Here is a 22,755-nt window from a genome sequence, read left to right as displayed (position 1 = left end):
GCTGCATCGCCCCGCTTCCGCTAACAGCACGGGCTGAACGCCCCGCTTCCGCTAACAGCACTCCCTCACTCCCTCACTCTCTCTCTTCCCAATTATTGTTAGAAATATCCATGAATTTACAATTAACTAGAGTTATTCCTAATTTATTTAGAGCTACTAGCTTTTGGAAAAATAATTATTTGATAGTACGAGAGTTAAAATATTTTCGGAAAATCACAATTCTCGCTTTGGTATTTTCCTTTCTGGCGGCGACATTTGAAGGTGTGAGTATTGGGTTTTTACTATCTTTTTTGCAAAGTTTAACTAGTCCTGATGCTCAACCTGTACAAACAGGCATAGAGTGGTTTGATATTTGGGTTTTGGGTGCTAAGTCATCAGCAGTTCATCGTTTATATCGGATATCGGGGCTGATTTTACTGAGTACTTGGTTAAGAGCTACTTTTAATTATTTTGCTCAAGTTTACACTGAATTAGCGCAACTTCATTTAGGCGATCGCCTGCGGAAACGCATCTTTGAGCAATTACAATCATTTCAACTTAGTTATTTTGCTAAGACGCGCTCTGGTGAACTGATTAATACTATTACCACAGAAATTGAAAGAATTCGACAGGGTTTTAGTGGGTCAGCTTTTTTGTTAACTAGAGGGATGACAGCCATTGTTTATGTTATCTCTATGTTTGTTATGTCGTGGCAATTGACTATCATTTCTACACTTTTATTTACACTCTTGGGTGTGGGGTTATCTAATCTCAATGCCAGGGTGCGAGAAACTAGTTTTGGGATGTCGGTTGCTAATGGGAATTTTACATCTACAGCCGTAGAATTTATTAATGGAATTCGCACAGTCCATGCTTTTGGGACACAGGAATTTGAGCGCGATCGCTATTACAAAGCGAGTAATCAAGTAGTTAGTTCTTCTACTAAGGTTATATTGACTTGGACAATGGTAAAACCCATTGCTGAGGCGATAGCAACGACAGTTTTGATCGGGATGATTATCCTGGCATTTACTAACTTTGTGGTCAATGGGACGTTGCAAGTTGCATCTCTATTGACATTTTTCTTTGTTTTGTTCCGGCTTGTACCATTTATTCAAGATATTAATGGTACTAGGGCATTTTTAAGTAGCTTACATGGTTCGGCGGATAATATCAAAAATCTGCTGAAAACAGATGATAAGCCTTACTTCCAAAATGGCATCATTAAATTTACAGGTTTAAAAAGGTCAATTGATTTAGTATCTGTAGATTTTGGTTACACTGCTGATAATTTAATTCTGCACAATATTACTCTGACTATTGATAAGGGTAAAATGACTGCGCTTGTGGGAGCTTCTGGTGCTGGTAAAACCACACTTGCTGATTTAATTCCCCGATTTCATGATGCGAATGAAGGCTATGTTTATTTAGATGGAATTGATGTGAAAAAGTTTGATGTTAATTCTCTCCGCCGCAAAATTGCTGTTGTGAGTCAAGACACATTTATCTTTAACACTTCTGTTTGGAAAAACATTGCTTACGGTACACCAGAAGCAACGCCAGCAGCAATCAAAGAAGCGGCTGAACTAGCAAATGCGCTGGAATTTATTTTAGAAATGTCGGAAGGATTTGACACCCAACTAGGTGATAGGGGTGTAAGGTTATCAGGGGGACAAAGACAACGTTTAGCAATTGCTCGTGCTTTGTTACGTAACCCAGAAATTTTGATTTTGGATGAAGCAACTAGTGCTTTAGATTCTGTATCTGAGCGCTTAATTCAAGAGTCATTAGAAAAGCTATCGGCGGGTAGGACTGTAATTGCGATCGCTCACCGTCTTTCTACTATTGCTAAGGCTGATAAAGTTGTAGTTCTCGAACAAGGAAGGATAGTTGAACAAGGTAACTATCAAGAACTTTTAGAGCAAAAAGGTAAGCTTTGGAAGTATCACCAAATGCAGTACGAAACTACACAGGCAGATTAAGGCAATAGTCATTAGTCATTAGTCATTAGAGGACGTTTGAAAAGTCTGTTTCTTTGTCATGTTGAATGCAGCGTAGCGGAATGAAACATCTCGGTATGTGCTACAAAACCTAGATTCTTCCTTACGCTCCGCTCCAGTCAGAATGACATTTTTATACCTACTTAAACTTTTCAAACACCCTCTTAGTCATTAGACAGGATTAATCGCGTCTGTACAACACTCAACATTCTCAATATTTTTGTTCTAGGTAATAATTACAATCGTCATGGCTAGCGTTATCAAGAGTTTACTGTTCCAGAACCATCATACAGTTAATCATCAATCAAATACTGTATCTAAATCACAATCTAAGCCAACATTATTTTGTATAACTCACGATTTACCACCATTAAAAACACCAATTGCTAACAGAGCTAAGAAACTATTAGGAGAGTTTGAGAAAACTTGGAAATTAAATGTCTTGACTGGCACTAAAAATGCTGATTTGAGCGAAGAAGCTAGCATTAGTTACGCTAAAAATCTGTATCCTAAATTCTTAATTGACTTAATAGGTCGGCTCAGATTAGAGAAGTTATTAACATTGTTAATTTGGCCAGATCCAGATATTTTTTGGGTACTACCTGCCATTATTAAAGGCTATCGAATTATTCAAAAACAGCGCCCTGATGCTATTTTTGTGATGATGATGCCATATTCAGCAGGTTTGGTGGGAATTGTTCTCAAATGGTTAACTGGTTTACCTCTAGTTTTGAGTTTGGATGACTCACTGAGTTGTACTGATATGCACTCATCTTCTGCTAGTTGGTTGCATCATCATCTGGAACATTGGCTAGAAGATTTTTATGTCCGTCAAGCGGATGCGGTGGTTTATGTCTCTCAATTTAATTTAGATATAGTTAAAAACCGACAGCCTTATAGACAACAATCAAAATTACATTTAGTTCGTTGTGGTGCTGATCCTGCTGATTTTTCTCACCCTATTTCCACTCTAGTTACTGATAGAAATTTTGAGATTATTTATACTGGCGGTATGAATGGCTGGTATGAATTTTATCACCGTCCGGAAGAAAAAACTCTGGCGAAAAAACTTTATAAAGCTTGGATGGAATTAGGGTATTACCATCGAACAACAATTGACACTCGCAGTTCTAGTCCGGTTTTTGCTGGTCATGCTATCCAAGAAGTTTTAGCTAAATATCCGGAGTGGAACGCCAAAATTCAGCTAAAAGTATATGGTAACAGTTTCCCAGAATTTGTAGTGCAGAGAGTTTTAGAAAACCAAAATCTCCAAGATGTAGTTTCAGTCTCAGGTACTTTACCTCATTTTCAAGCTATCCAATTAGCTAGACAAGCAGACCTATTATTTATTACCTTACCGAATCGTCCTGATGGTACTTCTGGAGGACGTATTTCTTGTAAAACCTATGAATATTTAATGACGGATAGACCAATTTTAGCAGCAGTTCCTAAAGGTGAAAACTGGGATTATTTACAAGATAAACCTGGAGTTTGGTTAGTAGAACCAACAGATATAGAAGCGATGAATAAAGTAATTGCTACCGTAGCATCGGCAAAATTTGCTGGTTCACCTCTGAGATTTAATCGTCAGCATCTCCAATCAGAACTGAGTTATATCAACCTAGTTCAAGATTATTTAAAAATCTTTGATACGGTTCGCTCTCGAACAATTAATGCTAAATAAAGGTGATGAAAATTACTCTTACTTGTAACACAGGTTTAGGTACAGGAGGACAAGGAGTTTGTCTAGCAAATGCAGCCGTTGGTTTAAGTAAATTAGCTGATTTAACTGTGTTTTGCTCTGGTGTCAAAAAACCACAAGCTGATTTTCCAGTTTATCCTTTAGGCTATTCGGAATTGAGTAGAAGATTGCTAGCTACTCCCCTATTACGTCGGCGGAATGATTTAGCTGTTTTGTTAAGTGATTTACATTTTGATCGCCAGGTAAGTAGACAATTAAAATCCCATTCTTGTGATTTAATTATGGGTGTGGCTGGGCAAACTCATTTAGGTTTTCAAACAGCTAAAGCTAGAGGTGCTAAGGCTTGGTTGTATTGCTTAAATAGTTATTTGCCATTCATGCAGAAACAAATTAAGCAAGAGTTAAAATATCTGGCTGACCCTACAGTGGCGACGATGAGTCCTATCATGTTGCAACGTTTTTCTAGGGAGTGTCAGCAGGCGGATTTAATTGTTGTCCTTTCAGAAGTTGCCAAACAAACCTTTATTAAGGCTGGATTTGCTTCAGAAAAGGTAGCTGTACTATCGCCGTTTATCGATACAAATAGATTTTATCCTACTGCTAAAACTGATAATGTTTTTCGTGTACTTTATGTAGGGACAATTGAACCGCGTAAAGGTTTACCATATTTGGTAAATGGTTTTACTCAAGCGAATATTTCTAACTCAGAGTTGTTAGTAGTTGGGGGAACTTCTACCCGCGCCTTGCGGATTTTTATGGAAAAGACTTTAAACCAACACTCCAACATTAAACAGGAATTCTGGGATTTTAGTAGTGCTGATCCTACACAAGTATTTGGGAAATCTTCAGTACTAGTTTTACCCTCTGTGGAAGATGGTTTTGGCTTAGTCGCATTAGAAGCAATGGCTTGTGGATTACCTGTAATTGTCACTTCTCAATGTGGTGCAGCCGATGTTGTGGAAAATGGGGTGAATGGTTTTATTGTACCGCCTAGAGATCCTGAAGCGATCGCCCAAAAACTCACCTTTCTAGCAGACAATGAAACAACTAGAATTGCTATGGGTAAAGCTGCTAGAATCACAGCCGAACAACAAACCTCAGAACGCTATCAAGAAACTTTAAATCAAATATTTGTAATGGGTAATGGGTATTAGGTATTAGGTATTGGGTAACTTGTAGTAGATTCGTAGGTTGGGTTGAACGGAGTGAAACCCAACAATTACAAGACTTTGAGGTGTTGGGTTTCTACATTCTTTATAAATAGGGTCTTACATAGCAAAATCCCGTAGGGTATTACGAATTACGTAGCTTGCTTCCGCGTAGCGGTATTACGAATTATGAATAGTTCAGTTATTGATCAAAAAATGATTTATCACTGTTCTCTGGCTGATATCAGAGGTGGTGGTGGTATTGAAACTTATGTGGCTTCTTTAGTACAATCACACATTCCTGGTGTGAGTAGCCGCACTATTAAATCCCTTAAAGATGTGGATCAAAGTCAATTTAAATTGTTGCATCTCCATGACCCAGACATATTAATCTATCTGCGGGAAGAATGTCCAGCCATCTTTACACTGCATAATCACTCTAGCTACTGTCCTAGTGGTACGAAATATTTAGCCGATAGAGGTAGAGTATGCGATCGCACTATGAATCCTTTAATATGTGCTTGGGGTCATTTAGTCGATGGTTGTGGTAGTCGTCGTCCACAAAATGTTTACCAAGATTGGTGGAATGCTTACCATCCTTTAGAGACGCTGAAAAAACTCCGCATTCCCGTCATTGCTAATAGTGATTATGTCCGCCAGGAAATTATTAATAGCGGTTTAGCACCTGAGAGAGTATTCACTCTGCGCTGTGCTGTACAACCACCTAAGAGCCATACTGCACCCTTGAGCCAAGAAATCCACCAAAAACAGCGAATTTTGTTTGCTGGTCGGATTGTACCTTATAAAGGCATTGAATGGTTAATTAAAGCTTTAGCTCACATCGATTCATCTATCCATCTAGATATTGCTGGGGATGGTTGGGGTAAGCCTAGTATGGAAACTTTAGCGCAAAAAATGGGGTTGAGCGATCGCATTACTTGGCATGGTTGGTGTAATGGTGAAAAACTCGAAGCGCTTTATCAACAGTGTTTTGCAGTAGTTTTTCCGAGTCTTTGGCCTGAACCTGCGGGACTTGTCACCCTGGAAGCATATGCACGTTATCGTGCTGTCATTGCTAGTGCAACTGGTGGTATTCCCGAACATTTGCGAGATGGGGAAACAGGTATTTTAGTCCCACCCCATGATATTCAAAAACTAGCTGTAGCTATTAATGAACTAGCAGGAAACTATCAACAAACAAGATTGATGGGTGAACAAGGTCATGCTTGGTTCCAGGAAGAATTTACCATGAATGCTCATGTGAAACAACTAGAGAAAATTTACGACTTAACGATTGCTAATTTTCATAGTTTGTAGTGAGAGTTTTACCTCTCTCAAATAAACATAGAAAAGGTTTAAGTATTTACTAAGCAACTTAATATACCAAAATTAACAATGGAAAACAACATACCCAAAATTGTCGTTATTACTCCTGTCAAAAATGAAGCATGGATTTTAGACCGCTTTTTAGCAGTGACTAGTCAATTTGCGGATTACATTATTATTGCTGATCAAAATTCTACTGATGGTAGTCAAGAGATTTGTAAAAAATATCCCAAAGTTATCCTGATTGAAAATAAATCAGAGAAATTTAACGAAGCAGAACGACAATTATTATTAATCCGCACAGCTAGAGATTTAATCCCCGAACACAAAATTCTTTTAGCTTTAGATGCTGATGAAATATTAGCAGCTAATGCAACTAAAACCCAGAGTTGGCAAACAATGCTCAATGCCAAACCAGGGACAGTAGTATATTTTGAAAAACCAGATTTATTTGTCACTACCAATCAATGTATTAGAACGGGTATTCTCACACCTTTAGCTTATGTTGATGATGGTGCAGAACATAAACCCCAATCTATTCATAGTGTGAGAATTCCTGTACCTGAATATGCTACAAGGCTGCATATTCATGATGTGAAGATTTTACACTACGCTGTCACCCGTTTAGATGCACACGCTTCCAAAATCCGGATGTATAGTGTCATCGAAAATGTCTTGGGAGTTGGGAATCCTATTGCTAGACGTTCACGTTATAGCTCAAAACAAGATTATTTGAAACTTGGCAAAGTAGAAACTTCTGTTCATGAGTGGTTTGGTGATTGGGAAGCTCAAGGAATTGATATGCAAACCATTACCAAACAAAAATATTATCACTACGATTTTGAAGTTTTGCGTTACTTTAATAAATATGGTGTAAGTCGTTTTTGGACAGAAGATATCTGGAAATTTGACTGGGAATCTTGCCGTCAATATGCTAAATCACAAAACATGAGTGATATTCCTGATTATCAAATTTCTAAACCATCTCTAGTAACTAGTACAACATTGGATATTTTGTCTCAATTATATAGTCATACTGCTGCTAATCTTAGAGCTTTTTTAAAATAAGACTCAATCCTGAATGGAGCTAAAAAGGTCGTCATAAATTCAAAAATAAGTCCTATGTCGCAAATATATCATGACCATAAATCAGACACACCTCTGGTAAGCGTAATCATTCCCACATATAATCGACCAGAGTATTTAAAGCAAGCGATCGCCTCTGCTGTCCAACAAACTTATCAAAATATTGAAATCATTGTTTCCGATAATTGTAGCCCGGAAAATCCCCAGGCGATCGCTGCATCTTTCCAAGACTCCCGAATCAAGTTTTGGCGACAACCAGAAAATATGGGAATGTTGCCTAATCAAATTCATGCCTTCAAAATGGCACGGGGTAAATACGTTGCTAGTCTCCACGATGATGATATGTGGCATGAGGATTTTTTAGCAAAGTTAATCCCACATCTGGAAGCAGACTCTAATTTAATTATAGCTTTTTGTGACCAATATATTATTGATGGTCAAGGCAATATTAATGATGAAAAAACAGCAGAAAATACCAAAGCTTACAAACGAGATCAATTAACACAAGGCATTTACGAAAATTTCATTAAAATTGGTTTAATTGACAAAAGCATCCCCACCGCCGCAGCTTGTGTAATTCGCAATCATGTGATTAATTGGGATAATATTCCCACACAAATAGGCGGAATGTGGGATTTATATTTAACTTATCTTTGTTGTATATCTGGTTTCGGTGCTTACTACTATCCCGAAAAGTTAACCCGCTATCGTGAACACGAGCAAACTGATACTAAAATGAGTGGCAGTAAGGATGCTCAAGCCAAAATCCGCAAAGCTGAAAGCGAAATATTCTGCTACCAAATTTTTCTCAAAGATATTCGTTTACAGGACTTTCATTCTCACTTTCAAAAACAGTATTTAGCAGCTCATACAACATTAGGAATCGGTCTGCTACGTAATCAACAAACAGTAGCAGCACGTCCTTATCTTTGGCAAGCGTTGATGCAACAAAAATTTAATCTCCGCACTTTAGTAGCATTAACTCTCAGTTTGATTCCCAGGACTTTAGCGAATCCATTGTTGGGAGTGAAATGAGTCATTAGTCATTGGTCATTAGTCATTGGTCATTGGTTATTAATTATTATCTTTACTCTTTTGATTTACCTGATGATTAAATCTTATGAAAATCTGTATTGTTACCCATAAACTGAAAAAAGGTGATGGTCAAGGACGAGTCAATTATGAAGTGGCTCAAGAAGCAATCCGTCGTGGTTATCACCTCACATTATTAGCTAGTGAAATTGCTCCTGAATTAGAGCAAAATAGTTTGGTCAATTGGATTAAAATTCCTGTTGACAACTATCCTACGGAATTTCTTCGTAACTTTATCTTTGCTGAAAAAAGTGCTAAATGGTTGCGAGAGAATCGCGGTGATTTTGATTTATTAAAAATTAATGGGGCAATTACAAATGTTGCAGCTGATGTGAATGCTGTGCATTTTGTCCATAGTTCGTGGTTGCGATCGCCTGTTCATGTTTCCCGCATCCGTCGAGACTTTTATGGTTTTTATCAGTGGTTGTACACGGCTTTAAATGCACGTTGGGAAAAACAAGCTTTTCAACAAGCAAAAGTTGTCGTGGCTGTATCGGAGAAAGTTGCTGAGGAATTAGTGAATATAGGCGTTCCCCGTTCCCGAATTCGGGTAATTGTCAACGGTGTGGATTTACAAGAATTTGCTCCTGGTGTGGCTAACCGCGAAAAATTGGGTTTACCAGAAAATGTTCCCTTGGCGTTGTTTGCTGGCGACATCCGCACACCCCGCAAGAACTTAGACACGGTATTACACGCCTTAGTTAAAGTTCCTGATTTACATCTGGCGGTGGTAGGGAAACCAGAGGGTAGCCCGTTCCCCCAACTAGCCGCTTCCTTGGGGTTGACAAACCGCGTCCATTTTCTCGGTTATCGCCGTGATGTCGCTGATATTATGCGGGCGGTAAATTTATTTGTCTTTCCTTCCCGATACGAGGCTTGTACCTTGGTATTGTTAGAAGCACTCTCATCAGGGCTACCCGTGATTACTGCCACTGCCACCGGGGGTGCAGAGTTAGTGACACCGGAATGTGGCATTGTTTTACCCGACTCAGATGATGCTGATGCTTTAGCCACAGCGTTGTTATCGTTAATTAGCGATCGCTTTCTCATGCAGCAAATGGGAAAAGCCGCCCGTACCTTAGCCGAACAGCATAGCTGGCAAACTATGGCACAAACCTATATGGATCTATTTGAGGAGTTAATTCCCCATGAGAAACACAGTTCTCATCCCGACTTATCGCCGTCCTCTCGATCTATCACGTTGCCTTTCGGCGCTACAAACGCAAACTAAACCAGTTGATCAAGTGATAGTGGTTGTTCGTGATACGGATACAGCAACCTGGAACTTTCTAGCAGAGTTCGCGCCGAACAACCTGCCATTACAAACAGTGACGGTGACACAACCGGGAGTAGTCGCAGCCCTCAACGCCGGTCTGGTAGCCGTCACAGGGGATATTGTCTCGATTACCGATGATGACGCAGCCCCTCACCCTGATTGGTTAGCCCGGATTAACGCACATTTTATAGATAGTCTAGTTGCTGGTGTGGGTGGTCGTGATTGGGTTCACCAAGGCAATAAAATACTTGATGAATCCCGTTTGGTAGTTGGTAAATTACAGTGGTTTGGGCGCGTAATTGGCAACCATCATTTAGGTGTAGGCGAAGCCCGTCAAGTCGATGTTCTCAAAGGTGTGAACATGAGTTTTCGCACTCAGGCGATCGCTGGCTTACGCTTCGATGAACGGATGCGTGGCACAGGGGCACAAGTACACTTTGAAATGGCATTCACTTTAGCTTTAAAACGAGCCGGTTGGCAGCTAATTTATGACCCCAAAATAGCAGTAGATCATTACCCAGCCCAACGTTTCGATGAAGACCAGCGCCACAACTTTAATCAAATTGCCTTAACAAATTTAGTTCATAACGAAACTCTAATTTTATTAGAACATCTGCCAACAATCCGGCGGATGATATTTGGCTTTTGGGCAATCTTTATCGGTACAAGAGATTGTTTCGGCTTGATCCAATGGCTAAGATTCCTCCCCAGCCAAGGTCAACTAGCAACACGCAAATTGTTAGCTTCCTTACAAGGTCGTTGGCAAGGATATAAACAATTCAAAATTCAAGAGCAATTGGGAAATTTTGAATATCCTAACAATGATGCGACAACCTAATAGACATCTGGTAAAAATTAATTCTGTGTTCCTCGAAATCCTTGTACAGACGTTGCAGTGCAACGTCTCTACATTCATTTTCACAGATGTTTAATTAAACTTCCTTAATTACGAATTACGAATTATTATGTTTTCTCATCCAATACTTTTTAATACCATTTTAAAAGAAAACTTTTCGCCAAAAGAGCGATCGCTCCAAAGTTGGATTGTCATTCTCAGCTTTATCTTCCTCACCGTAGCCTGCTATTTTATCGGTGCTGCTAGTCTTCTCCGACTAATTTATCCATCTGCCGCTTTAATAGTCGCTATCTTTTTATACTTCCGTCATCCTATTCTGTATATCGGCTTTAACTGGTGGATTTGGTTTATATCAGCCTTTGTAACTCGCTTAGTTGATTATCGTGTCGGTTGGGACCCCACTCGACAGATGCTAATCGCACCTTATTTAGTATCTTTTGTCAGTATTATTACTTTTATTAAATACTTCCCTAGTGCAGCTCGTCAGGGCGGTTTATCTTTTATTTTGCCAGCAATAGGTGTGTTCTATGCCTTCCTGGTAGGGCTAATTTACAACACACCTGTTCCTGTCGCACGGGGTTTATTAGATTGGGTAAGTCCGATTATTTTTGCTTTTCACTTATTTATTAATTGGCGAGATTACCCCAGCTATCGCCAGAATATACAGCGTGTATTTTTCTGGTGTGTCTTACTCACAGGTGCTTATGGTGTCTATCAATTTGTCGTAGCGCCAGAATGGGATCGTTATTGGCTAACTGAATCAGGTTTATTCACTAGTTCTGGTAGTCCTGAACCATTTGGCATGAGAGTTTGGAGTACCATGCACTCCGTCGGCCCCTATGCAACGGTGTTGCAAGCGGGTTTGTTATTAATGTTCACCAAGAGCCAAGGATTTTTAACTTTCCCTGCTTCAGCTGTTGGTTATTTATCATTCCTACTTACCCAAGCCCGGAGTAATTGGGGAGGCTGGTTAATGGGGATTGTAATGATTTTCTTTTCTGTGAAAACAAAGATCCAAATGCGCTTAATTGCTATTATTTTAATGATAGCAATATGTGTCGTTCCTTTAACAACTATCGAACCAATTTCTGGGATTGTGGCAGAAAGGATGGAAAGTTTTACCAATCTGCAAGAAGACACTAGTTTTCGAGATAGATCAGGTAATTATGACAGAAATTTAGGTTTAGCTCTCACCAATGTTTTAGGTAACGGCTTGGGCAATATCTGGAAAGTCGATGAAAAAACTGGAAAAATCGAAGTATTTGTAGTTGATAGTGGCATTTTAGATATGTTTTTCACCTTGGGTTGGCTTGGTGCTATCCCATATTTAGGCGGATTACTGTTATTAATTTACAGTGTTTGTAGTTATACAGAAGCCCGTTTTGATAGTTTTGTTAGTGCTGCTCGTGCTATTGGTTTAAGTGCTTGCGCTCAGTTAATTATTAGTAGTGGAATGCTGAGTGTCATGGGTATGATTCTCTGGGGATTTTTAGCAATGGCAATGGCAGCACATAAATACTACAAGCAGCAAGGCATGAGTTAATGGTAATTGGTGGTAGTGCGATCGCCTGCACTTGTAGTATAATTTGATATTCGCATGAATGTAATGCGGTGTGTTACGCTTTGTTTATGGAAACATTAGATTATCGAGAATTAGTAAAAAGCATTATCTATAAATATGTTCATGAGCAACCCCAGTCAGATTTAGAAAATACTGAGATTGTTTTTGATACAGAACGCCATCACTATTTATTATTATATGCAGGATGGCATGATGAAGAAAGAGTGTATGGATGTCCAATTCATATTAGTATTAAGGATGGTAAAATCTGGATTCAGCGAGATTTTACAGAAGAAGGAATAGCTAATCAGTTAGTAGAGTTAGGTGTACCAAAAACAGATATTGTTTTGGGTTTTAGATCACCTTATGTTCGACAGTTTACTGATTTTGCATCTGTTTAAGTTTTCCCTTGGGTATAATACCTATTTAAAAAAAATAGGACAAACGATTTGTAGAGAAGCGATTCATCGCATCTTAATCAAGAGATATGTTGCTGAATAAATTCAGAAAAATAAAATCCCCGTCTTCCAAGAAGTCAGGGATATATTTTAATGACACAAAATCTACAATAAGTAGGCATAAAAAGCCTTCATAACTATTATTGGAGCTTAAATCCTTGTGGGCTAATTGCACCTTCTAAATCTGCACCTTGTAAGTTTGCACCTAATATATTTGCACCTGTGAGATTTGCTTTTTCTAAATCAGCATCAAAGAGATTTGCACCTGATAGATTTGCACCTGTAATGTTAGCTTTACCTAAATCTGCACCTTGTAAGTTTGCGCCTTGCAGATTAGTTCCTTGTAAGTTTGCTCTCTCTAAATCAACTTTTTGTAAGTTTGCATTCTCTAGGTTAGCAGCAGCCAGATTGATATCTTTGAGAGTTGCACCCATTAAATTACATCCTACACATTCATTAGTTGCTAATAAATGTCTTACGTTCTCTGCTACGGATATGACTGGTGCAGGTGCGGGTAGTGTGGTGACAGGTGTAGTTGTAACTTGAGTTGGTACAGGTTCTGTTGTGACTTCTGTAGTTACGGATGGTGTCTCTATTTGAGCGCTAGCACTTGGTTGATCAACTAGAGAAAACACCGCTACAAGTACTACAAATACTGTAGTTAAAAGCCAGTTAGTTAATGTTTTTGCAATTGATTTATTCATGGTGATTTAACGGATTTACTGCTGAGAATCGTGACTAAATTGTTCGATGGCTTTACTTTAAAGCAAGTCCATTGATAAAAGCAATTCAAATTTTTATTGAAATTGATAAATTCAATTTATGGAAAAATATAAATTAACAAAATATAAAGCAATACGGTGCAGTTAAGGCTAAAAACTCAAACTAGCGTAGATTGGGCATAGCGGTAGCGTCACCCAACACCAAGATATACATGGGATTGTAAACTGAGTAGGCGATCGCTTCTTTGGGTAGTGCTTGAGAGGGTGTTGGAACAGTTTCAGTAGGTATAAAAATGTCATTCTGACTGTAGCGGAGCGTCAGGAAGAATCTAGGTTTTGTGGTACATACCGAGATGTTTCATTCCGCTACGCTGCATTCAACATGACAAAGAAACAGACTTTTCAAACGTCCTCTGAGAGTGCGTTAGCGTTCGCGCAGCGTTCCGTTGGCGCAGCCTCTCGTAGAGAAGGAAAGCTGTCCGCAGGAATCGCGTTTATGACAGCGTATATGCTACCATTATCAAATGACGATAAAAATTGTAGTCGATACCAGCGTTTTTATTAGCGCTCTTATCGGCTCGAAGGGACCTAGTAGGGAACTAATTCGACGCTGTTTAAAGAGCGAATATCAGCCTTTGATGGGAAACGCATTATTTTCTGAATATGAATCAGTCATGCAGCGATCAGAAATTATTGCCAAATGTCCTTTAACTTCCACAGAAATTTCTGGTTTGCTTGCTTCATTTATGAGCGTTAGTCAATGGATTTATATTTACTACCTATGGCGACCTAATTTGAAAGATGAAGCTGACAATCACTTAATTGAATTAGCTATTGCTGGTAATGCTCAAATTATTGCCACTAATAACATCAAAGATTTCCAAAATGCGGAATTGCTGTTTCCGAATTTATCAATCTTAAAACCTGAACAAATTATTAGGAGTTAATTAAATGGGTACTTTAACTATTCGTTTACCAGACGACAAGCATACTAGATTAAAAGAACTTGCTCAAACTAGAGGCATCAGTGTTAATAAACTAATTGAAGAACTGTCTACCATCGCTTTAGCGGAATTTGATGCCAACACCAGATTTAAAGCAATGGCTGCTACAGGAAACCCAGAAGAAGGTTTAAGAATATTGGCTAAACTTGACGATTTGACAGAATAAGAATTGGAGAGTTTGTAGCATTAATTACCACAATGAGTTGTATAACTGAAGTTATGTATTTTTAAAGTTGATTACGGGCTTTTAACTGTAAATAACGTTCTACTAATTGATCTGTAATTTGATTAGCTGGTGCATCGAGTACCAAGACACCTTTTTGTTTTAATTGAGCGAAAGCCACTTGCCTTTGAGCTAGTAAATCTAAAGCAACTGCACGGCGATAAGTTTGAGTTATGTCTGGACTAAAAGTGTGTGCTAATTGGTCTACTTGGGGATCTCTTAAGGTGACACAAAACGGGAGATAGCGGGGTGCTAATCTGGTGAGTGCGGCGAGGAGTTCAGTAGAAGCGGTGACATCAACTAAGTCGGTAATGACAACCACCAGCGCCCGACGAGTTTGCTGTTGAACGACATTTGTGACTGCACCTAAATAATCAGATTCTAGTAATACTGGTTGAATGGGAGTCAAACGATCTATGAGTTGACTTAAATGATGTTGTCCTCGTTCTGGTGGTATCCATGTCTGCATTAACCGATCAAATACACCGACCCCCACGCGATCGCCTCGATGCAATCCGGCCAATGCTAATGATAAAGTAGCATTTAAACCCCAATCAAATCTCTGCAAACCTTTGACTTTGGCAGTCATTAAGCGACCACGATCTAATAAAATAATTAGAGTTTGTTCTTGTTCTGGTTCCAATACCCTGACTAAAGGTATCCCCACCCGCCGCGCCGTCGCTTTCCAATCAATCAGCCGTAAATCATCACCAGTGCGATAGTTTCGCAGTTCGGCAAACTCTGTACCAATCCCCAATTGTCGTGATTGTCGCATAGAACCCGATGATTGTAGTGTCAACCGAATCGAGAGCGATCGCAACCCCAATAAATCAGGATAAACTTTCACTTGTACACTTTGAGGTATCTGCCAATCACTCCAAGCTAAACCCCAACGCCCTAACTGTCTTACCTGGATATTCCCCCAAGCAAATTCCCCTCGCTGTGTTGGCTGGACGCTATAAGTTAATTCTTGTGTAGTATTTGCCGCAATCGTAGCATTAAGTGCAGTTACAGACACACCAAACCCGACTGGGTAATCATCACGAATTTGGATCACAGCATTCGTCTTCTCAGATGTGACATTCAACACCACCGGATTATCCCGCCCAATCGATAATCGTGAAGGTAATTGACGACTAACTTGCACCCGTAAAGTACGAACTCGCCAACCATCAACCACCATCAATCCCAAGACGGCGATATCAAATAATAGAGTGATAGCAATACTAAAAGTAACACCAATGAGCAATGAGAGGATGGGAGCGATCGCCAATCCCAAAAGTAACAATAAATAGACCTTTTTCGCAGGAACCATAAAGGGAAAGGGGGATGGGGGGACAAGGAGATGGGGGGAGTATTGAAATAACTACTATTGACCAATGACTATTGACCAATGACTATTGACTATTGACTATTGACTATTGACTATTGACCAATAACTACCTTGGTACAGGAACCTGATTCATCACCGATGCAATCACCGCATCCATTTGCAAACCATCTAACATCGCTTCTGGTTTGAGAATTAAGCGATGACGTAACAAAGGTGATGCGACAGCTTTGACATCATCAGGAGTGACAAAATCTCGTCCTGTTAACCACGCTGCTGCTTGAGATGTCTGCAACCAAGCACCCGCCGACCGTGGCGACGCACCCAAAGCCAAATCAGGATACTGACGTGATGTTCTCACCAGTGCTAGTAAATAATCAATGATTGCTTCAGAAACCTTGACTGATTTGACTGCTTGCCGTGCTTGTAAAATATCAGCTACCGTTGCTATTGGTTGCAGACGACTAATGTCCAAACGTCTAGCCGCAAAACCCGCCTGACGATTGAGTAACATCTGCTTTTCCGCAGCTTGATCGGGATAATCTACTACCAGTTTGAATAAAAACCGATCTAACTGAGCTTCTGGTAAAGGATAAGTCCCCTCAAATTCTAGTGGGTTTTGCGTGGCAATCACCCAAAATAAATCTGGTAAAGGTAAACTTTCCCCATCCAGCGTTACCTGCATCTCTTCCATTGCTTCTAGCAACGCTGCTTGCGTCTTTGGTGGAGTGCGGTTAATTTCGTCTGCGAGTAACACTTCAGTAAAGACAGGGCCTTTTTTCAGCGTGAAACTGCGACTATTTAAATCAAAAATATTTGTTCCTGTAATATCCGAGGGTAAAACATCTGGTGTCAGTTGCACTCGACTAAAATCTGCTTGAATCAACTGTGCTAAGACTTTTACCAGCAGCGTCTTACCAGTTCCCGGTACTCCTTCCAAAATTATATGTCCGCCTGCCAGTAAGGCGACCAATAACTGTTGTATGAGTTGGGATTGTCCGACGATAATTTGGTTTAGCTTTTCCCCAAGATGAATGAGGACTGGATAGGTTTCACTCATAATTTTTATCTATAAATAATTCCCACAAATCACAAACAGACATAGCAAATTTTAATTATGGCTTTTGTGAGTTCAGTGTCTAGTGTACCTTTGCATAACTTATGACAAATTGATCTGTACTGTGAGTAGAAGTGAGAAATCTGAGTAATGACAACTGACAACAAATCAGATTTTCTATGACTGTAGCGCTCATTACCCCATTGACTTTTGGCATTTTGGTAATATCGACTGATGAATGGTATCACCTTCTCAAAAAGAAGTACTTGTTGACAATCTGTCCACTCTCTACTCCCTACTCCCCATCTTCATCCGGCATTTTTGGATTGACAGAGTACTAAAGACTTGTATTTGTATCCGTATTTTCGTTAAGCTGGCAACCAAAGATGCAAAATAATGTCTGAATTGCTTATAAGCGTATTTTGACGATGTAGTCAAGAGTCAAGGGTTAAAATCAATAGTCAATAACTGGCGATAATTAACTTCCCATTATGGCTTGACCTGTTTTCGACCTCGTACCCACTTCCATAAGATAAAAATGGCGAACAACGAAGAATCACGCGGTTTAAAGTCTCTATTTGATTGGTTTGCAAATCGGCGTAAAGCGGGAGTCTCCAATCCTGAACGCCAAGAACGGGAAATTGCTGATGGATTATGGCACAAATGTCCTAAGTGTGGTGTATTGACCTATACAAAAGACCTAACAGCTAATCAAATGGTATGTGTTGAGTGTGGACATCATAATCGAGTAGATACTGATGAGCGCATCCGTCAATTGATAGATCAAAACACCTGGAAAGCCTTAGATGAGAATTTGCGCCCCACAGATCCGTTGCAATTTCGCGATCGCAAACCATATAGCGATCGCTTGCGGGAAATGGAAAGTAAACTAGGCTTGTTAGATGCAGTAAAAACAGGTTTGGGGCAAATCAACGGCTTACCTATTGCCCTGGGTGTGATGGATTTCCGCTTCATGGGCGGTAGTATGGGTTCAGTCGTGGGCGAAAAACTCACCCGCTTAATTGAACAAGCAACCCAGCGACGTTACCCAGTCGTCATTGTCTGCACCTCTGGAGGCGCGAGAATGCAAGAAGGGATGCTTTCCCTGATGCAAATGGCCAAAATCTCTGCGGCTTTAGAACGTCACCGCGATGCCAGATTACTTTACATTCCTATCTTGGCTAATCCCACCACAGGCGGTGTAACGGCAAGTTTCGCTATGTTAGGTGATATCATTTTGGCAGAGCCAAAAGCAACTATTGGTTTTGCTGGTCGGCGAGTGATTGAGCAAACCCTCAGAGAAAAACTACCAGACGATTTTCAAACAGCTGAAGACTTACTTAAGCACGGCTTTGTCGATGACATCGTACCCCGCACCCAATTAAAGAATACTCTATCCCAACTCATTGCCCTCCATCAGCCAGTCCCTACCACCCCCCCTATGGTGCTGTGGGAGACGATGAGTCTTAGTTCCACAGCTGTTGAGTAGTAAGTGGGGATGGGGAGATGGGGAGATGGGGAGATGGGGGGAAAGAATAATAAAGAATTTTCTCCTTGTCCCCGTGTCCCCTTCCCATACCTTACTTCCCCGGTTCTTGGACAAACACCAAGGGAATCAGGGCTAACAGGCGTAAAATGCTAGAGAGAATGAATAATCCTAGCAAACTGCCATCTTCAGAGAATTGGGCAATAATACTGGCGATGGTTGTGCCTAAAGCACCACTGAAACCGGCGACAGCAGAGGCGATCGCAAAATAGATTGACTGGTTTTTTATTGGGGCAATGCCTATCTGTATATTGTTATTACATAAATCAATAGCTGCCCAAGTACCACCAGTTAAGATATGTAATAATGGCAACCATAACCAAATATCTAACTGATTGACACCAATCCCTAACCACAGCAATGGTGTCGCAGCTACCAACATTCCGATAGCGATGAGAATAAATCGATTACCAATCTTATCTGCTAACTTGCCCCACACAATCAGCATCAGTAAATTTGCACCCGCTTGGAAACTACCATAAAGCGTCACCCAACTGACATCTAGATTGAGCGTATCTAGCATATATAAGTTAAAAAAAGGTGCGCTAATGTTTACAGCCAGTGTCCACACAGCCAAATATGCTAAAAATATCAAAAAGTTAGCATTTTTCCAAATACTGCTAACAGAATTATCTGGCACAGGTATAGCTGCAATTTTCGCTTCGGTTTCTGCTGTTGGCAAATTTTGGACGACAGCATTTTGCAATTGTGGGTTAACATCTATTTTGAAATACTGACATCCTAAACTCAAAATTCCCGAAAAAATACTAATTAAAAGTACTACACCGTAACCTTGGATAGTCCCACCATACCATTGAGAAACAAGTAACCCTGCCAAAGGTACACAAATTAAATTAGTGAGACTAGCTGCACTATTGCGTAACCCAAAATACCTACCTCGTAAGCGTCGGGGAACAATCATTGCTAGCCAGCTTAACCAAGATGCACTTCCCATTCCTCCTAACAAATGGGTGAATAAAATAATCAATAATGTCAATATTTCTAACTGTTGGGAATTCACTTTTCCCCAGTTAAATAAAATAATAGCGATGAATAAAATTAACCACAATAGCCGAGCAATCCCAAAAGTAGATAAGGAATAGTGATAACGGCTAGTGGTACGCTCAGATAAGTAAGCTCCCAAAGGCTGAATCAGATTTACCAGCATGGGGATAGAAGACAGCATCCCAAACAATATGGGGCTAGCATCTAACTCCACCAGGAAATTACTGAGTAAAATCCCACTAGTCCCCAGAGAGAAAACTGCTGCTAACACAGCATCTACAGTTGAGGCCCTCAAACTAGTACGAATCACATCCTTGGGAATGCGGATACTAGATTTAGTCGTGGGTATAAGTGTTGTTTGTGGCTGAGTAACTTGGATAACTTCTGAAGTCAGGGGAGTCGTAGTTTCAATGGGAACAAAATCCATAATTTATTGAAGTGCATCGCTTGTAGTCAGAACTTGAGTCCTGAGTTGCTACAAATCACTGCAACTAACAGCAACCAAATCGTATTTTTACTTACTCAATAGTGTTCTAGCATTACCCTAAAGAAATAATCCCAGTAGTTAATTTTGAATTATTGACGTTGCCAATCTTGAATATTCCAAGTATCTGTATCCCAGGGAGTTGAATTTACACCAATCAACCTATTACTAATCCCATTCACATCAGCACGAGCAACTAGAGGAATAATAGCTACATCTTTAAATAATAAATCATTCATCTGGATAAATAGCTGCCGACGTTTTTCTGGATTTAATTCTGTATTGGACTGTTGCCAGAGTTTATCATATTCAGGATTGCAATACCGGGAATAATTAGATTTTGACCAGTTATTTTTTTTCTGGGCAATCTCACCACAGGTGAACCCTTTGAGATAAGCACCGGGGTCTGGGTGAAAGCTGCCTGTACTAAACATTTCTAAATCAGCTTGAAAGCGGCTAATGGTATCAGGGTTAGCGGGATCACCAGAGAAGAAAATACTCCCATCAATGCTTTTCAGTTCTACTCCCACACCAATAGATGTTAGTCCTTGCTTAATAATTTCCTGAGTTTTTTGTCGTACTGGGTTGACAGAAGTCTGTAAGATAACATTCATTTCCACCCCATTTTTATCCCGGATACTGTTACCATTAGTATCTCTCCATCCGGCTTGCTCTAATAAATCGGTAGCTTTTTTGAGGTTAAATTCGTATTTAGTGTTGGGTGAATTATAGATATCTGGTGCTACCAAGATATTGGCAACAGGACGACCAGTAGAGCCATATAACTGTTGATTAATTGTATCTCTGTCGATGGCATAGTTAAAAGCCTGACGTACTGACAAATCTTGAAAAAAAGGATGGGGAAACTCAATACTAGAGCGCTCACCTTCTTTTGTTTGTTTGTTAGGATCAGTATGATTAATATCAATCCTTTCCACAAAAGAACCAAAACTAATATCTAATTTACCTTTACCTGCCCCTTCCAATTGTTTAAGAATTGGCGCTTCTACTTGCAGGTTCCAAGCAAAATCTACATCTCCAGTTTGCAGCACAGCCCTGGCGGCTGATGTAGCATCGCCACCACCTTTAAGTTCTATGCGCTTAAAGAATGGTTTATTGGGTTCGCGGAACAAAGGATTAGCTGCATAAATGACAGTATCCCCAGGTTTAAATTCTACTACTTGATAAGCACCCGTACCCACAGGGACAAGATTCCCTGGAGCCTCCCTAGCGTTGCTACCGTTATATTTCTCAAAGATATGACGCGGTAAAATTGCCCCATTTAAACCGACGAAAGGTAGTGACCAAGCCGGGTTAGGATTTAAGAAATTAATCTTAACAGTATAGTCATCGATCGCTTCCACATTTTTGATAGATTGATAATTAGCCAATGTGGTAGCACCGACACGAGAATTGGCGACAAATTGATAAGTAAATACTACATCTTTAGCGGTGAAAGGCTGACCATCAGACCATTTCACCCCTGGCTTGAGTTTCCAAGTAACTGATTTACCATCTTTGGCTATACCACCATTTGCTTGAGTCGGGATTTCTGCGGCCAGAATCAGGATGAATTTACCGTCTTTGTCATAGCTGGCTAGGGGTTCGTAAACGATGCGACTAGCTTCAAAGTCTTTGTTTCCTCTCGCTAGATGAGGATTTAGAATGGTGGGTGCTTGCCAATACAGCAGTCGCAAAGTCTCTGTTGCACCTGCTGGTGTAGAAGTGGTGGGTGATTCGGTTTTAGGAGCAGTACAAGCGGATAGTAACAGGATATTCAGCAACGACCAAGCTAAAATTTGACCTTGACAAAATTTATGACAAATGATCATATGATGTTTTTTCTAAAATTATTGCTGATTGAGATAGGTATTAAATAATACTGCTACTTTTGCAAGCAGTGATTAATTATTACAGTAAATTAGTCTACTTCATTAGATACATTTAGCCAATTTGGCAACTTATGCTGCAATCACTTTGTTATATTTCCACAATTACCAAGATGTTTTTCATAGTTAGCCTGGGGCGGGTGGAAACCTGCCTTTTTTATGGTCGAGATTTTGGCATTTTGGCAGATGATGCCAAATTGTGTGTGATAAGTTTGAAGCGATCGCCAAGAATGCTCTAGGTGAAACACTCAGTACAGTGTAAATTACTGTGATTTTTGTTAACATCATCTATGTTCTTGGCAAAAAATTAAATTTTATTATTTCTATTTTCCAGAGTCCAAGGTGTGTTACCACTTTCAAGCTATATTAACAACGGGTTCAAACCCGTTTTTTTTTACTCATAACCTACATTTCATGAGCAAGAAACTGAGAAACCATGACGAGATTGTGTTTGAGCAGATGCTGAACCCGGAAATGGCAAAGGCTTACCTGGACGTTGCCCTTGAAGAGTACGAACAGGATGGGGATCTGGCGTTTTTTCTGGAAGCGCTGCGGAACGTGGTGGAAGCACGGGAAGGGATGACGCACCTTGCAGAAAAAACGGGTTTGAACCGCCAGAATCTTTACCGCGTCTTGTCGCCAGAAGGCAACCCAGAACTACGAACCATCAGCTTGATTCTGCATCATCTCGGCTATCGCCTGAGTGTACAACCAATTCACAGCTGAAAATTCAAAACGGCTAAGAGAGTTGTCGTCAATACTACACTGATGACTGGAAACAAATTATTTGATTAAATCAAGATAAATTTAGAGATATAGGACGTACTCACCCAACCAATAAACACTTGTGAGGGTGATCAATAATCAATAGTCAATTGTCAAAATCTAGTTTGAATTACATCTGCCGAATATAGATTTAAGGATCAAAGCAGATTAATACATATTAGTTAGAAAGAAAAGATAAGAATTACAAAAAAATAGATATAGACCTTTTCTGATGTAATTTTTCAT

At 39.8% G+C, this 22,755-nt stretch carries 20 protein-coding genes; 14 read left to right on the top strand and 6 right to left on the bottom strand.

Annotated features, from left to right (window positions below; genetic code table 11):
• Window positions 1–110: 110 nt before the first annotated feature.
• From hepA to FD725_RS11435, 10 genes are all read left to right on the top strand, one after another.
• Window positions 111–1,961, top strand: coding sequence for a heterocyst formation ABC transporter subunit HepA (gene hepA, locus FD725_RS11480; RefSeq protein WP_179048261.1), 1,851 nt, complete (start codon window positions 111–113; stop codon window positions 1,959–1,961).
• A gap of 265 nt (window positions 1,962–2,226) precedes the next feature.
• Entirely contained in the window at window positions 2,227–3,663 is a 1,437-nt protein-coding gene (locus FD725_RS11475) for a glycosyltransferase (RefSeq protein ID WP_179048260.1), read from the top strand.
• A gap of 5 nt (window positions 3,664–3,668) precedes the next feature.
• Complete coding sequence (locus FD725_RS11470) at window positions 3,669–4,835, top strand: glycosyltransferase family 4 protein (RefSeq protein WP_179048259.1); 1,167 nt, start codon at window positions 3,669–3,671, stop codon at window positions 4,833–4,835.
• Window positions 4,836–5,018: 183 nt separating this feature from the next.
• Complete coding sequence (locus tag FD725_RS11465; RefSeq protein ID WP_179048258.1) at window positions 5,019–6,146, top strand: glycosyltransferase family 4 protein; 1,128 nt, start codon at window positions 5,019–5,021, stop codon at window positions 6,144–6,146.
• 78 nt (window positions 6,147–6,224) lie between these two features.
• Window positions 6,225–7,223: a glycosyltransferase family 2 protein gene (locus FD725_RS11460; protein WP_179048257.1), complete on the top strand. Its 999-nt coding sequence runs from the start codon at window positions 6,225–6,227 to the stop codon at window positions 7,221–7,223.
• Window positions 7,224–7,277: 54 nt separating this feature from the next.
• A complete protein-coding gene (locus FD725_RS11455) occupies window positions 7,278–8,276 on the top strand; it encodes a glycosyltransferase family 2 protein (protein WP_179048256.1) in 999 nt (332 codons plus the stop codon).
• Window positions 8,277–8,361: 85 nt separating this feature from the next.
• On the top strand, window positions 8,362–9,564 hold the full coding sequence (locus FD725_RS11450) for a glycosyltransferase family 4 protein (RefSeq protein ID WP_179048255.1): 1,203 nt from the start codon (window positions 8,362–8,364) through the stop codon (window positions 9,562–9,564).
• Complete coding sequence (locus FD725_RS11445; RefSeq protein ID WP_179048254.1) at window positions 9,482–10,447, top strand: glycosyltransferase family 2 protein; 966 nt, start codon at window positions 9,482–9,484, stop codon at window positions 10,445–10,447. The genes FD725_RS11450 and FD725_RS11445 overlap by 83 nt, the downstream gene beginning before the upstream one ends.
• A gap of 127 nt (window positions 10,448–10,574) precedes the next feature.
• The gene (locus FD725_RS11440) at window positions 10,575–12,008 is read left to right on the top strand and encodes an O-antigen ligase domain-containing protein (protein ID WP_179048253.1); all 1,434 of its coding nucleotides are present in this window, start codon (window positions 10,575–10,577) and stop codon (window positions 12,006–12,008) included.
• A gap of 86 nt (window positions 12,009–12,094) precedes the next feature.
• Window positions 12,095–12,427, top strand: coding sequence for a XisI protein (locus FD725_RS11435; RefSeq protein ID WP_179048252.1), 333 nt, complete (start codon window positions 12,095–12,097; stop codon window positions 12,425–12,427).
• Between the two features lie 197 nt (window positions 12,428–12,624).
• Here FD725_RS11435 and FD725_RS11430 read toward each other — a convergent pair whose 3' ends face one another.
• Entirely contained in the window at window positions 12,625–13,188 is a 564-nt protein-coding gene (locus FD725_RS11430; RefSeq protein ID WP_179048251.1) for a pentapeptide repeat-containing protein, read from the bottom strand.
• Window positions 13,189–13,730: 542 nt separating this feature from the next.
• On the opposite strand from FD725_RS11430, the gene FD725_RS11425 reads away from it, so the two are divergent.
• Both FD725_RS11425 and FD725_RS11420 read left to right on the top strand, forming a co-directional pair.
• Window positions 13,731–14,153, top strand: a complete 423-nt coding sequence (locus FD725_RS11425; RefSeq protein ID WP_179048250.1) for a putative toxin-antitoxin system toxin component, PIN family — start codon at window positions 13,731–13,733, stop codon at window positions 14,151–14,153.
• A gap of 4 nt (window positions 14,154–14,157) precedes the next feature.
• A complete protein-coding gene (locus FD725_RS11420; RefSeq protein ID WP_179048249.1) occupies window positions 14,158–14,376 on the top strand; it encodes a toxin-antitoxin system HicB family antitoxin in 219 nt (72 codons plus the stop codon).
• 61 nt (window positions 14,377–14,437) lie between these two features.
• Here FD725_RS11420 and FD725_RS11415 read toward each other — a convergent pair whose 3' ends face one another.
• Together FD725_RS11415 and FD725_RS11410 are read right to left on the bottom strand one after the other, a co-directional pair.
• A complete protein-coding gene (locus FD725_RS11415; protein ID WP_179048248.1) occupies window positions 14,438–15,748 on the bottom strand; it encodes a DUF58 domain-containing protein in 1,311 nt (436 codons plus the stop codon).
• A 124-nt stretch (window positions 15,749–15,872) separates the two neighbouring features.
• Window positions 15,873–16,823, bottom strand: coding sequence for a MoxR family ATPase (locus FD725_RS11410; RefSeq protein ID WP_179048247.1), 951 nt, complete (start codon window positions 16,821–16,823; stop codon window positions 15,873–15,875).
• Window positions 16,824–17,358: 535 nt separating this feature from the next.
• On the opposite strand from FD725_RS11410, the gene accD reads away from it, so the two are divergent.
• Entirely contained in the window at window positions 17,359–18,309 is a 951-nt protein-coding gene (gene accD / locus FD725_RS11405; protein WP_179048246.1) for an acetyl-CoA carboxylase, carboxyltransferase subunit beta, read from the top strand.
• Between the two features lie 91 nt (window positions 18,310–18,400).
• Here accD and FD725_RS11400 read toward each other — a convergent pair whose 3' ends face one another.
• The 3 genes from FD725_RS11400 to FD725_RS11390 all read right to left on the bottom strand — a co-directional run bounded on the left by FD725_RS11400 (window position 18,401) and on the right by FD725_RS11390 (window position 22,032).
• Window positions 18,401–19,798 carry an MFS transporter gene (locus FD725_RS11400; protein ID WP_179048245.1) on the bottom strand — a complete coding sequence of 466 codons (1,398 nt, stop codon included), beginning with the start codon at window positions 19,796–19,798 and terminating at the stop codon, window positions 18,401–18,403.
• Between the two features lie 149 nt (window positions 19,799–19,947).
• Window positions 19,948–21,687, bottom strand: a complete 1,740-nt coding sequence (locus tag FD725_RS11395; protein WP_179048244.1) for a peptide ABC transporter substrate-binding protein — start codon at window positions 21,685–21,687, stop codon at window positions 19,948–19,950.
• Between the two features lie 183 nt (window positions 21,688–21,870).
• A complete protein-coding gene (locus FD725_RS11390; protein ID WP_179048243.1) occupies window positions 21,871–22,032 on the bottom strand; it encodes a hypothetical protein in 162 nt (53 codons plus the stop codon).
• Between the two features lie 126 nt (window positions 22,033–22,158).
• Between FD725_RS11390 and FD725_RS11385 the strand changes: the two genes are divergently transcribed.
• Window positions 22,159–22,470: an addiction module antidote protein gene (locus tag FD725_RS11385; protein ID WP_179048242.1), complete on the top strand. Its 312-nt coding sequence runs from the start codon at window positions 22,159–22,161 to the stop codon at window positions 22,468–22,470.
• Window positions 22,471–22,755 lie beyond the last annotated feature (285 nt).

Origin of the sequence: Nostoc sp. TCL26-01 (assembly GCF_013393945.1) — a bacterium.
GTDB lineage: Bacteria > Cyanobacteriota > Cyanobacteriia > Cyanobacteriales > Nostocaceae > Trichormus.
The sequence above is the reverse complement of the archived record's forward strand: the minus strand, read 5'-3'. Positions and strand labels throughout refer to the sequence as shown.